We start from the raw sequence: 14388 nt of genomic DNA on the forward strand, positions 1-14388 counted from the left end.
ACTCATAATAATCAAGATTATTAACCCCAAAAAATATCTACATTCGTTGTGTAGGGGCGAGGCGCGCCTCGCCCCTACGATTATTTGGATGTCTAATCACCCATTTAGATGCTTAACCGCTTATTTGACTTTTCCTTTAGAATATTTATCAACCAGTTTCCAATTATCTTGTTCTGATATCTGCTTAACTTCAGAAGGTTGTATTAAGTTAATAAATACTGGATATGTGTTTATTTGAGGAACTTCAAAGTGGTATCTAAGTATGTCACAGGCTACTTCACTAGGAATACTTAACTTGGGAAATAAGTAATGTTTGTCTTGACATGAGACAATATAAAATTTAGCCTTATCTTGATCTGTTTTTTCCAATTTGTAGTCGTCGTTAAATCTATTTGAATTATCTTTGACGGGTATAAAATCATTCAGAACATTCAAGTTACCATTATTTTGATTATATTTATAAACTAAACTCTGTAATTCTTGAGAAATTCCTTGGGTTTTATTTGGTTTTATGTTTGTTTCTTCAGCTTCATTTTTTGGTTTTGCATTCCCCTTTTCAGATTGTAGGGAATTGATTTTACTATCTTTAATTTCAATCTGTTGTTCCAAAGTAGCTAGTCTATTTTGCTTTTCTTGTAAATCTGATTGTAGCTGGCGAATTGTTTCTTGTTCTGCCTGTAATGTTATGTTTAGTTGTTGAATATTTGCTTGTGCTTTACTTTGTTCTGATTCCAATTTTTGTTCCAATTCTTGAACAGAATCTTTGGCTGTTTTCCAATCATTTTGTACTTGTTCTAATTGCGATCGCAATTCTTGAATTTGCTCATTATTTAATTCATGAGAATTACTTTTATCATCTTTTCCAGTTGCAACTAATTCATTCTGATTTGCAATTAGATTTGATTTTTGAGACTCATACTCCCGCTTTATTAAGGGAATCAGCTTTGTCTCCATGCAGCTATTGAAAGACTGATCAACTTGATCCTTAATAAGATCAGGAATTTCAGCTAATTGTTGGTTTATTTCTTTAATATGCTCATGAGAATATTCCTGTTGAGAATTACCAGTATTAATAGAGATTTTTTCTATTTGTTTTTTTATATCTTTCCATAATATATGAAAATTATGTTCTAAATCTTGTTTAAAATAGTCTTTTATTTGATCATTATTTGCATCAATTTTTGTTGTTATTAATTGATCTATTTTTTCAAGCAAGGTTTCTTGAAGTTTAATTTCAATATTTGATAATGCTTCTGTTTGTTTTTTTAGAAACTCATCAAAATATTGCAAGATTTTGCTTAATGCTTCACTTTCTTTTAGTCCCACAAATGTTTGCTTTTTTTTGCTACTATCGCTCAATTGATCTTGATCTGCACCATCCACTGTTCTATCTCCTTTTTTGTACAAAACAACTGTAATAAATAATCCCAATAATAATACCAATAATAATCCTAAAATCGAATATTGTAAATTTTGTTGAAAGTCTAATCGTTTGTCTAAACCCTCTCGGTACTTCTTCTCCTGTTCTTGACTAACCCACTCCTTAACTTGGTTCAACAGTTGTTTAATATTCTGTAACTCTTGCCTAATCTTGGTTTCAGGACTATCAACCGTTTGTTGAGTATCAGAAGATGGCTGATTATTAGCTTTTAACCGATCAGTATCGAGATTGATATTCTTGCAAGTTTCTTCTATTTGATTGAACAAATCGACAATCGTTTTATAGGTTTTGTCATTGTTGCTTTGCTGTTCAATTTGTTGTTTTAACGGCGAAACAGTGCTAGTACAAAGTTGATCAACCTGAGCATCAACATTAGTCCAAGCTAATCTCAACTGCTCAGGAGTTAGCTCTGTTTTAACACCACCAAGAGCCTTGATCACCGCGTCCAGTTTAGAGTTTAACATCGGTAAGTTACTTTGCAACTCATCCAACAAGGGTAATTTTGGTGCTGGTGGACTTGTTGGTGAGGATGACGCTTGGGATGATGGAGAAGCAGACGGAGAAGTTGCTGGTGCTGGTGAATTCGGTAGGGCAAAAAGGCATAAACCCCCGATAGCAATAGCAATAGCAATCAGCCAACTATCTCGACTAAAAGAAGGGAGTTTCATAAATTCTCAGTTCTCCAGTTGATTAGGATCGATTAAAACGTCCAGCAACACTTTTAATCCCATAATAAAGGGAGGTTCAAGACGAATATTGCTAGAATTTCCATTCATATTACCAGGTAAATAAACATCATTTAGACGTTCAGTCACCTTATCCCAAAGTCGATCTTGCCATGTCGAATCAGAATATTTGGCAAAGGGTTGAATACTAGAACTATTTAGGGTTATGATCGCCTCATGGTAATCTTGGAAAAATTGTTTGAGATTGGTTAAATTCTCAATCTGAAACCCTTGGATAGTAGAATTTTGTTGGAAACTCAATCTGGAACTATAGTCCCCAGTTTTGAGTATACCTGTTTCGGTATATTTATAATCTTCGCCAGCAATTAACCAATTATCTAAGTTGTCAGGAATCTGCAATTGATTTTGTTCAGCACTTAAAATTAAACCATAGGCAACTTCATCTTTGGGTTGAGAACTGAGGCGGGTCAAGACTGAATTCTGATATTGAAAGCCCGAACCTTTATTCAACATTTCCTTGAATAACCGATTTAACGAATTAGAAGCTGGGTTATTTTCATCAAATTCTCCAGTTGCAACTAACCAATGAAAAGCTTGACTGCCATTACCTCCAATATAAACAGTAGCTAATCTAGGTTCACTCCAAACCCCTCCACCCGCACGGGATTGCAAAACTTGAAGGATCAGACCAATATAATAATAAAGTCCTGCTATCCCTAATCGACTAATCTGTCGCATTTCCCCCAAAGCCCGCTTTTGACTTTGATCGTCGATGTCCCCAATATTACGCATTAACTTCTGCCGATTAGAACAACGTAAAGAAGCGGCAAGTTTAGCGCTAAAGCCATCAATTTCCTGATTTTGATTCCCTTCTACATTGTTAGCCAACTTTTCAAGTTCACCGTTTAATTTTAATTCTTTCTGCAAAACCTCTAAAACTTTTGGTTTTTTCCTGACGACACCATCAAATAATTGTTTTCCGGCTAACCTGACTGAACATTGGTGAACTAATTGATACTGTTGCCAAATTGAAATATCAGATGTAGTTCCCCCAATATCAATGCAAATAAATGTCGAAGCATCTTGATGTTTCTGGTTAAAATAATAAGCAAAGGCTAAACTTTCTGTTTGCCAGTGACAAATACCACCATCTTGATTTTGCTGTTGCCATTGGTGTGTTATACCTGTTTTTTCGGTTAGTTGTGCTAATATGTGTTTCCAAGTTTTTAAATACTCACCTTGGTCATCATCAGAAAGTGCAGAAGGATAGGAAAAAATCCACTCAACTTTTGAGACTTTTTCAGAGACAGCTTGAGCCGTAATTTGCAAAGTTAACTGATACAAAAATTTTTCAGTTTGAACTCTTGCCTTTGACCATTTTAAATTCGTATGAATATGGGCTGGACCGGGATCAAACTTAGGAACACCGCCAACTAGATAAATCCGTCCATCGAGGATATACTTGTTTTCATTGGTTTGTGATTTGGTTGTTAAAATTGAGGATAGGGGCAAAATATCTGCTTCTTGATTTCCTGACAAGAAATAGTCAAAAAGAAGGTTCTCAACCTCTTTGTCTTCTTTGGACTTAGTACCTAGAGAATAGCGAAGATTAGGCAGAGTTAACTTTTGAGAACTGGTGCCATTACTATAATAAATGTTAGTGAAAGAGCTTCCAAAGTCAATGCCAACTTTCCAGGTACTATTCAAATCGGGCTTGAGAGATGCAGGTTGTTTAAACAACAGTAACCCACAGTCTTTATCTGTTTCTTTTTCCTGACAAATTCCATAAGCTGGAAACTCTTCCAGGCTCATAATTTCATAGAGGTAGGCTCCATCCTGAATAGTGCGAATATCTTCTGCGTTGGGTGGGTGAGGAAATTTAACTCGAAATGTTTTTCCCTGCTCGGAAGTATCTGCATAAAACCCATAATATTCACTCCAGCCTTTGGCTTGGAAATTTGGCCAAATTTCCAACGTAGGAATCGCTGTTAAGATATTGTCTTTTTTGATGAGATAGTTTTTGGTAATTTCATAGTCTTTTTCATGACCAGAAAGAGTCAACTTGAGGGTGAATTTAACCAAAACTTCCCCGCCTTTACTCTCTTGAGTGGCGGTTATTTTTTTAATCAGTTCCGCAGGGCTAATTCCGGTCAGTAGTTTTGGATTAATAGGTAACAGGGGGGTCAGGATATGTGTATTTCCCTCCCAGTTATACTTGATATCTTCTCCCTCAATTGATAATGCACCAGGTAACTCTTTTTGATCGGTTTTCAATAAACAGCAATCTTCGTTAAAGATTTTATCAGCAAATAAATATCCCTCTCGCTTGCGATAATCTCCTAAATTGCTACTATTGAGGTTAACTGTATTTTGTTCATCAATACAAATTTGAATAGTGAGTATAATGAAACCCTAGAACTAATTGATCGAGCCGCCATTGGTTTATCCGATCAAATCACTCGAAAATATTACCGTTTTGGGAAAACAAAAGAGCTAATTGCAGGCAATAACGGTGCGATTGCAGCTCGCTCCCCTGGTTTTTATGACTTGTTTAATAAGAATTTATTTGAGACAAACCTCAAAACCGTAATTCCCAATCCGCATCAAGCCAATCAACTGTCTATTATTGTCACTGATTTGTATACCGATCCCCAACAGTCTCAAATCAATCAAATTTTAGATCCAATTAAGAATAATTTTAGTCCCAACTCTAACTATGCTGTTGGTATTTTGGCATTTCGCAGTCAATTTGATGGCACGATTTTTGATATTGGTTTAGGGGATCAAGAACAAAATTATACAACCAATTCCAAAGATCCAAAAACCTTCCGTCCTTTTTATATTCTGGTGTTAGGGGATTATGATTTAGTTCATAAATTCTTTGATTTTTTTCAACAGAATAGTAGCATTAAACCCCAAAAATCGGTGATTCTCTCTCCACATCCTTTGGAAAAACCGTTATTTTTAAATATTAATGATAAAGATAAAAGCTCCTTAGCTAAAGGAGTACAACGAAATGTTAATATTAATAATGGAGCCGTGCAAGTGACACCTAAAAACCGTCAATTAGTGGAACGCATAGTATTAACAAAAGATTATCAAAATGAAAAAATGCAATGGGAAATTCCCTATTCACTCCTTCCTGACACTTTACCCCCAGAATTTGAGTTTGAGCCAGAATTAACAAAATTAGAAAAAGTAGGAAAAGGTTGTAAATATTCCCGTGAAAATCTCCCTAAAATTCAAGTTAATCAGGAAAAATCTGATGGTACAAAGTTAGTCATTTCTCCTGATTTTAGCACATTAACAGAACCCGGTGTTTATCAATTAATTATTAATGTCAAAGTTAAGGATTTCCAAACCCCTAAATGGTGGCAAAACTGGAGTTTTGAACAGGTTCAAGATTTCAAGCCTAATAAAACCTATAAATTAAACACACTTTTATCAGATTTAAAAAATATCACGGTTTCAAAAATGCAAGATCCAAACAAAAATTCTGGCTCTATTGGTCAATTTGTATATATTATTCAGAAGGATTAAAAATCTCAAACCAGGCTATATATTAGAGTAGTGCCAGCGTCCTCGCTTGCTATAAATTAACAGGTTTATGAGCTTCTATCTGTTGGTTAATTCTATTCATACAGAAGCCGACTATGGTAGCGCGTTACTTGCCTTTCAGGGAGGAAAAGGGGTGTAGAGTTAGATATTTGTAGTAGAATCATATAAAAGTTCCGTTAGTTTTTAGATTGATTGACAATCTATAAGCTAAGATTTAAGAATGTTGACTACTGACGATCAGCTTATATATAGCAATCCTTGTAGGATTTGTGATCAAAACCTGTAGGGTTTGGTCTCCAAACCCAGGCACAAAGAGGGTTTGGAGACCAAACCCCTACGATAAAATATTACAACCTATTTAGGATTTTTATAGATGGCTATAGCAGATACAGGTACTAAGACGATGATCAATCATGAGTTTGTAGAAGCTGAGAATACTAGGCTTAATGTAGATTACTATGGAGCCGATTTCCCTGTCGATGTATTAGTCAAAAGAATGGAGGATGGGGATTTTATCATTCCGGGTTTCCAGAGAAAATATGTCTGGAAAGAGGAAGAAGCATCTCGCTTTATTGAATCTCTATTAATTGGGCTTCCAACTCCTGCTCTTTTTCTGGCTAAGGATAAATTTTCTAATCAATATATTGTTATTGATGGACAACAAAGATTAAAAACACTACAGTATTTTTATCAAGAATCTTTTTCAGATGGAAAAATATTTAAACTTAAAGAAGTTATACCTGCCTTCAATGGTCTAACCTATTCTAGTCTGTCACTGTCTCAACGTCGTGCTTTAGATAATGCAATCATTCATTGCATCATCATATCGGAAAACTATGATTCAATAGGAATATATTACCTATTCGAGAGGCTGAATACAACAGGTACTTCCTTGAATTCGCAAGAGATTAGAAACGCAATTTATCATGGTTTATTCAGTGAGTTAATTCAAGAATTATCGAGTCATGAAACATGGAAGCAACTTTATAATAAAAAAGATGATGATCGAGCAGCAGATCAAGAGTTAATCCTGAGATTTTTAGCTTTGCACTATGACTTAGATAAGTATAAAGGGAACATGGTTGATTTCCTGAATGATTTTATGCTTAAAAATAAAAACTTAGATGTAATTTCAAAAGCTGAAATAAAACATATTTTTTTGAATACAGTTCGGTTTCTGAAAGATTGCATTGGTGAGAAGGTATTCTTTCATAATAATGGATTTAGTACAACTCTTTTCGAGAGTGTTATGGTGACAGTTGCCAGAGAATTAACAGAAAAATCAGAATGTGAACGTTTTAAAAAGTTTTATAACTCTCTCATTCATGACCAAGATTTTTGGTTATTATCTCGCTCCTCTACAACAAGTAAAAAGAACCTGATCAAGAGGCTGGAATTAACTAGAGAGATTTACAAAAATACTTAACAGATGAATCCATAGTGGGCTGAGGAGTTTACTATTAAAATTCAAGAGAGGAGTGATAAAACAGATGAAATTAAAAATTCAATTGATAGTGTAATTACTAATCGACATACCATAGCTCATGGTGGAAATGTTGGTATCACTTACGCCAGGATTCAGACATACTATAATAATATTAAAAAGGCTGTGGAAATATTGGAAGACATAATAAAATAAGCCAGCATTTTTAGTTAGAATGCGATCTCAATTCATCAACGGCGTTACAATTAATGAATCAGCGTTGATGAGAAAACGATTTTGAACGAGTCCGTGCTACCGACAAACCCCTACCCATTCGACACCATTGAAGCCGCCTTAGCCGACCTCAAAGCCGGGCACTGTATTGTAGTGGTGGACGATGAACACCGCGAAAACGAAGGCGACTTAATTTGTGCCGCCCAATTTGCCACCCCCGATATGATTAACTTCATGGCGGTGTATGCCCGGGGATTAATTTGTTTGGCCATGACCGGAGAACGTCTGGATCAGCTAGACTTGCCCCTGATGGTCACCAAAAACACCGACGCCAACCAAACCGCCTTCACCGTTAGTATTGATGCGTCCCCTCAAATGGGAGTTTCTACGGGAATTTCCGCCGATGACCGCGCCCGCACGATTCAAATTGCCATTAACCCCGCCAGTCATCCCGAAGATTTACGGCGTCCGGGCCATATTTTCCCCCTGCGGGCTAAGGATGGCGGCGTATTAAAACGGGCGGGACATACAGAAGCCGCCGTTGATTTATCTCGGTTAGCGGGGTTGTATCCTGGAGGAGTGATTTGTGAAATTCAAAATCCCGATGGGTCAATGGCGCGACTTCCCGAATTAATTGAATATGCTAAAGTTCACCATTTAAAATTAATTACGATCGCCGATTTAATTAGTTATCGCCTCAAACATGACCGTTTTGTGTATCGGGAAACCGTGGCTCAATTGCCCACCCAATTCGGGGATTTTAAAATTTATGCCTATCGTAATTCCTTAGATAATACGGAACATATTGCTTTAGTTAAAGGTGATATTGAAAAATTAAAAGAAATGCCTGTAATGGTACGGGTTCACTCCGAATGTTTAACCGGAGATTCCTTTGGATCTTTGCGTTGTGACTGTCGAATGCAGTTACAAACAGCAATGAAAATGATTGATTATGCAGGGGTGGGAGTGATTATTTATCTCCGCCAAGAAGGACGCGGGATTGGATTAATTAATAAGATTAAAGCCTATTCTTTGCAGGATATTGGATTCGATACCGTTGAAGCTAATGAAAGGTTAGGATTTGCTCCTGACCTACGGGATTATGGCATGGGGGCGCAAATGCTGAATGATTTAGGGGTGCGTCAAATCCGTTTAATTACGAATAATCCGCGTAAAATTGCCGGGTTAAAAGGCTATGGAATTGAAATCGTAGATCGGGTTCCTTTGATTATTGAAGCCACGGATTATAACACAGTTTATTTAGCTACAAAAGCCGAAAAATTAGGTCATTTATTATTACAAACCTACTTAATCACCGTGGCTATTAATTGGGATGAATCTCAACCTTTAGTTGAAAATCCAGAAGCAGAATACATGGAGTCAAAACGCAATAAAACTTCAATTCTGAGCAGTTATGAACGGTTAGAAAAGTTGAGATTCTTAGCAAAAACCCATGATTTGTTATTACAAGAAGAAGCTCGACCCGTAGCAACTGCTTTATTTGATCAAGCACAATTAATTGTTAATTTAGGCTTTGATCAAGCCGGAGTCGCCGATCCCCATTGGTATCAACAACTAGATCATCCCTACCTCAAAGCTGTTACCCAAATTTTAGATCAAATTACCCAATGGCCCCATCTCCAAAAACTACAATTTATTGTTTCTTCCGGGGCTGATCCCCTGACCAATTTACAGGTACAACTCCATCGGGAACAATTTCCCCTAACTCAACTCCCTTCCTCTATTTGTCAACAGTTACAACCCCAAACCATTTATAGTTTTTCCTCCTAAAATAATAGGAAAAAATCAACAACTATCAAAAAATCCTCTCGTTGTTGGGCTTTAGCCCATCCTATTGGGGCTAAAGTTCTTGACGAAAAACAACAAACAGTAGATATTATGGATAGGGAAATTGTAAGTTGCAATTGATTTTATAGGAAAATGTTGAAGTATGAACAATACAACAACCCGCTATAAACCCCGAATGCGTGGCGATAGTTCCCCATTGCTCACCTCAAAAAAACTCCCCTATGACCATTGAAAAACCCCTGGGTTCTGTCATTCAAGGTTCCTTAACAAAAGGTTTAGAAGTTCGCTTACATCCCGATGTGTCTGTAGAAGAAATGCGGGTGGGAAAATTTTTAGTCGTGCGGGGAAAGCGATCGCATTTTTTCTGTTTATTAACCGATGTCTCATTAGGAACATCCAGCTTGCGAATTATCGCTAACCCCCCTCACCCCGATGATGATTTTTTACAGGCAATTTTAGCCGGAAATAGCACCTACGGAACCATTGAACTCAGTCCAATGTTAATGTTAAGTCGGGAAGTTTCAGAACGAGAAGAAGAAATAATTCGTGTTGTCGCCCAACAAAATGTAGGGGCGAGGTCTTCTCGCCCCCTTAATAATGGAAAATCCGCGAGCATCGCATCATTCCAAACCCAAACCAATAACAGTGAAATTGAACTATTACCAGTAAAAACCATTCCCGTGCATTTTTCCCAGGTTTATGAAGCCAGTGAACGAGATTTTAGAATCATTTTTGGTTGGGAAGATGACCCCACCCGGCGGAATTTTGCGATCGGGAAACCCCTGGATATGGATGTGCCAATTTGTTTAGATTTAGATCGATTTGTAGAACGCAGTAACGGAGTTTTCGGAAAATCTGGAACCGGAAAATCTTTTTTAACCCGGTTATTATTATCAGGAATTATTAAGAAAAAAGCCGCCGTTAATTTAATCTTTGATATGCACTCCGAATATGGCTGGGAAGCGGTATCGGAGGGCAAACAATTTAGTACCGTTAAAGGGTTAAGACAACTGTTTCCTGGTCAGGTAGAAGTGTATACCCTTGATCCAGAATCTAGCCGACGGCGAGGGATTAAAGATGCACAGGAATTATATTTAAGCTATGCTCAAATTGAGGTAGAAGATATTATGTTAGTGCAACGGGAATTAAATCTTTCCGAAGCTAGTATTGATAATGCTAATATTCTCCGCAGTGAATTTGGCTCCTCTTGGATTTCTCAATTGTTATCCATGACTAATGAAGAAATTCAACTGTTTTGTGATGAACGTCGCGGACATAAAGGGTCAATTATGGCACTCCAACGGAAATTACTACGGATGGATAATTTAAAATATATGCGTCCCAATTGTCAGTTTAATTATGTAGATAGAATATTACAATCTTTGGACGCGGGAAAAAATGTCGTGGTGGAGTTTGGATCGCAATCGGATATGTTATCCTATATGTTAGTAACTAACATGATTACTCGCCGAATTCATCACGCCTATGTTAAAAAAGCCGAGAATTTTTTAGCCTCTAAAAATCCCGTAGACCGTCCGACACAATTAGTCATTACGATTGAAGAAGCTCACCGTTTTTTAGATCCGGCTATTGTACGCTCTACTATTTTTGGAACGATTGCCCGGGAGATGCGAAAATATTTTGTTACCCTATTAATTGTTGATCAACGTCCCTCTGGTATTGATGCAGAAGTCATGTCTCAAGTGGGCACTCGAATTACCGCTTTATTAAACGATGATAAAGATATTGATGCAATTTTTACCGGAGTTTCTGGGGGGCAAAGTTTGCGGTCGGTGTTATCAAAATTAGATTCTAAACAACAAGCATTAGTATTAGGTCATGCTGTCCCGATGCCCGTTGTAGTTCGCACCCGTCCCTATGATGAAACATTTTATCGAGAAGTTGGGGAAACTGACTGGACACAACAATCCGATGAAAAAGTCTTAAAAGCGGCGGCTTTAGCTAAGGATGATTTGGGGTTTTAAAAAGATCGAAAGTGAAAAAAATTACAATTTGGAACTATAGTTATCTATTATAACAAAAATCTATCAAGAAATCAAGACATTTTTAATATTTGTCATTGAAAATCAAACTATATAGTGTTAAGATCTAAAAATCTTAATTGATATTTTCTCTGTCTGCAATATTACTATAAAGATTAATCATGGTAGAAACATCCCCGATAGCTGATCTGCTTCCCGTAGTCGAACCTAATTTGAGCAAATCCGATTTTTTTTTAAAGGATTATCTAATCGAGCATCAAGGATTAAATCGGTTAAATATTAATGTTATTTATACGGATCAAAGCAATAATTCTCCTAATCTTTCGCCTCTCCTGATTCAACAAATTGATCAGACTTTAATTAAATATCCGAATGAAAGTGATTCTTGGCGAGTTCTAAATCGTAATTTAACAGAAAAAATTCTCACACTCAATCCTAATTTATCGGAAATTACGATAAATTTAGAAGTATTACCGATTACTAATCCGGGTTATAGCTTTATTAGTAATATTACCCAAACTCAACCTAACTTTATTCCCGATCTTCAAAGTTTTTTAGTCACGAATAGTGATGGCAATAATATTGTGCGTTATGATGGGATAACGGGCAATTATTTAGGGGAATTGATTGCGGCTGGAAGTGGCGGATTATTCAAACCTGATACCGCAGTTATTGGGCCCGATGGGAATGGAGATTTTATTAATGATATTTATGTCACCAGTGGAGATAAACCCGCAACTTCCTTAGAATTAGGAGCATCTGCGGTTTTCAGATATGATGGGATCACCGGAACTTTTATCGATAAATTTATTGGAGATCATCCCAATACAACAATTGATGAAACCGCAGGTTTATTCCGTCCTTATGGGGCTGTATTTGGCCCCGATGGATATTTTTATGTCGCCAGTTTTTTAACAGATCAAATTCTTCGCTACGACGGACAAACCGGGGAGTTTTTAGATGTATTTGCCTTTGGAAATCAACAACCTGGGGGATTAAATGGCCCCAATGGATTATTATTTGCACCCGATGGTAATTTATATGTTACCACTCAAGGCAGTGTCGCAGTGAATGGAAAACCCGATTTTAGCCAAGGGTTACCCAGTCAAATTTTGCGTTACAATTCGATGGGACAGGGAAGTGTTTTTGCCACACCGAAAGCCGCTAGTGATGGGGCGGGTTTTGTGAGTTTATTAGGGTTAGCTTTAAACCCGAATAATGGTAGTTTAGCGGTTAGTGATTTCGCCGGAGGAATCAAAAATTATGATTTATTAACGGGAGAATTATTAAATAGCATTTCCACAAATTATTTAGCAACTTCCCCCAGTAGTAACTTTTTGGGTGGGTTAACATTTGGGAATGATGGGAATGTTTATACCGTGGGTTTTGATACCCGAGAAGGTGCTAATAATATCGGAGCAATTTTAGCTTATAATCCCCTCACAGGTGTTCCTATTCCTAATCCTAATAACCCCAATTATAATATCTTTGTTGGCCCAGATTCTCGCCTAAATCGACCCATTGGGATTACTTCTTATACGCCGCCTCTATTGGGTGATACTCAATTTACCGAAACTTTCTCCGTAATTAGTCCGAATCTCGCTGTAGTCTAACTGACTGACTGTCAAAAGTTCGGTTAAGGGGTGTGGGAAAACCTATACACCCCGCAACCGATACCCGAAAGTTCGGTTATTACTCAATTACTACAGTTGTATTATCGAAACAATCAGGGCATGATGAAAATATGTCAATAAAATCGGCTAAGATGGGAGGTCTTGCCATGAAGCCCTTGACTTTTAACCCTAGTTATATGTCATAATCTTGTAAGGACGTTTATTAGCCCCAGGCCATGGAGAGCAACCCTCTATTTAATCGCAACGAAAAATAAAGATAGGACAGAATTCGTCTTTACGGAGACAGACAAAAATTGGAATCATTCCCCGAACCAAAGTGTGGGGATCATTTGTAGTCGATTCCTGTGGAACCTCCTGTAGAGAGATGAAAAAAATTTGCTACCGCTATAAATTCTGTTTTTAGGAGTGTAATTCATAGTCATGCCAACTGTCAATACTACATACAAAGAGCAAGTGGCTTCCAGAAGCACTCGACCTGCAACCACCGACGCAGTTCGTACCTATTTGCATGAAATTGGGCGCGTTCCCTTACTCACCCGAGAACAGGAGATTACCTACGGTAAGCAGGTACAGACCATGATGCAACAGTTGGAAGTGAAAAACACCCTCGCAGAACAACTGGGTCGAGAACCGAGTCAGCAAGAGTGGTCTGAGGCGTTAGAAATGAGTCCAGAGGAACTTCAAACCCTGCTGCAAAAAGGACGCCGCGCCAAGCAAAAAATGATCGAAGCTAACTTGCGTTTAGTCGTTTCCATTGCTAAGAAATATCAAAAACGCAACATGGAATTTTTGGATTTAATCCAAGAAGGAACCCTGGGTTTAGAAAGGGGTGTGGAAAAATTCGACCCCATGCGGGGATATAAATTCTCGACCTATGCTTACTGGTGGATTCGTCAAGCGATTACCCGTGCCATTGCCCAAACTTCTCGCACCATTCGTTTGCCCATCCATATTACTGAAAAACTCAACAAAATTAAAAAAGTTCAACGGGAGTTAGTCCAAAAATTAGGACGCAACGCCACTCCGGGGGAGATTGCTCAAGCGTTAGAGTTAGACCCGGCTCAAATTCGGGATTATCTGTTGGCGTCTCGTCATCCCGTATCTTTGGATTTGCGGGTGGGGGATAATCAAGATACGGAATTGCAGGATCTCCTGGAAGATCATAATACCTCCGCCGACGCTTTTGTGACTCAAGAGTTACTGCGTCAGGACTTGAAAAATTTACTGGCGGACTTAACCGCCCAACAACGGGAAGTAATTACCCTGCGTTACGGGCTCGAAGATGGTAAGGAGATGTCCCTATCTAAAGTGGGGGTGCAAATGAGCATCAGTCGTGAACGGGTTCGTCAACTGGAAAGCCAAGCGTTGAACCACCTGCGCCGTCGTAAAGCTCAAGTTCGAGAATATTTGGCTAGTTAGTTAATAGTTGAAAAGACGCCTGTAGGGGTTGGGTTTCCCAATCCCTATTTTTTTGATAGGACACTAGGGAGCAGGGGAGGCAGGGGGAGCAGGGGAGGCAAGGGGAGCAGGGGAGGCAGGGGAGGCAGGGGAGGCAGGGGAGGCAGGGGAGGCAAGGGGAGCAGGGGGAGCAGGGGAGGCA

The 14388-nt window shown here is 38.1% G+C and carries 9 protein-coding genes; 7 read left to right on the forward strand and 2 right to left on the reverse strand.

Features of this window, described 5'->3' with window-relative positions; genetic code table 11:
* Nucleotides 1-120: 120 nt before the first annotated feature.
* Nucleotides 121-2109: a coiled-coil domain-containing protein gene (locus tag PL11201_RS12100; RefSeq protein ID WP_079678983.1), complete on the reverse strand. Its 1989-nt coding sequence runs from the start codon at nt 2107-2109 to the stop codon at nt 121-123.
* A 6-nt stretch (nt 2110-2115) separates the two neighbouring features.
* The gene (locus PL11201_RS12105; RefSeq protein WP_079678984.1) at nt 2116-4401 is read right to left on the reverse strand and encodes a hypothetical protein; all 2286 of its coding nucleotides are present in this window, start codon (nt 4399-4401) and stop codon (nt 2116-2118) included.
* A 96-nt stretch (nt 4402-4497) separates the two neighbouring features.
* Here PL11201_RS12105 and PL11201_RS12110 point away from each other — a divergent pair, with 96 nt between their 5' ends.
* The 7 genes from PL11201_RS12110 (at nt 4498) to PL11201_RS12135 (ending at nt 14207) form a co-directional block, all read left to right on the forward strand.
* Nucleotides 4498-5667, forward strand: a complete 1170-nt coding sequence (locus PL11201_RS12110) for a hypothetical protein (RefSeq protein ID WP_144017735.1) — start codon at nt 4498-4500, stop codon at nt 5665-5667.
* Between the two features lie 391 nt (nt 5668-6058).
* Nucleotides 6059-7111 carry a GmrSD restriction endonuclease domain-containing protein gene (locus PL11201_RS12115; protein WP_200816759.1) on the forward strand — a complete coding sequence of 351 codons (1053 nt, stop codon included), beginning with the start codon at nt 6059-6061 and terminating at the stop codon, nt 7109-7111.
* 39 nt (nt 7112-7150) lie between these two features.
* Complete coding sequence (locus PL11201_RS27515; RefSeq protein ID WP_369821842.1) at nt 7151-7324, forward strand: HEPN domain-containing protein; 174 nt, start codon at nt 7151-7153, stop codon at nt 7322-7324.
* A gap of 93 nt (nt 7325-7417) precedes the next feature.
* Complete coding sequence (gene ribBA / locus PL11201_RS12120; protein WP_079678987.1) at nt 7418-9133, forward strand: bifunctional 3,4-dihydroxy-2-butanone-4-phosphate synthase/GTP cyclohydrolase II; 1716 nt, start codon at nt 7418-7420, stop codon at nt 9131-9133.
* A gap of 239 nt (nt 9134-9372) precedes the next feature.
* Nucleotides 9373-11136, forward strand: a complete 1764-nt coding sequence (locus PL11201_RS12125; RefSeq protein ID WP_079678989.1) for a helicase HerA domain-containing protein — start codon at nt 9373-9375, stop codon at nt 11134-11136.
* 179 nt (nt 11137-11315) lie between these two features.
* Nucleotides 11316-12767, forward strand: coding sequence for a Vgb family protein (locus PL11201_RS12130; RefSeq protein ID WP_079678990.1), 1452 nt, complete (start codon nt 11316-11318; stop codon nt 12765-12767).
* 441 nt (nt 12768-13208) lie between these two features.
* A complete protein-coding gene (locus tag PL11201_RS12135; RefSeq protein ID WP_079678992.1) occupies nt 13209-14207 on the forward strand; it encodes an RNA polymerase sigma factor, RpoD/SigA family in 999 nt (332 codons plus the stop codon).
* Nucleotides 14208-14388: the final 181 nt, after the last annotated feature.

Source organism: Planktothrix sp. PCC 11201 (assembly GCF_900009135.1).
In the GTDB taxonomy this organism is placed as follows: Bacteria; Cyanobacteriota; Cyanobacteriia; order Cyanobacteriales; family Microcoleaceae; genus Planktothrix.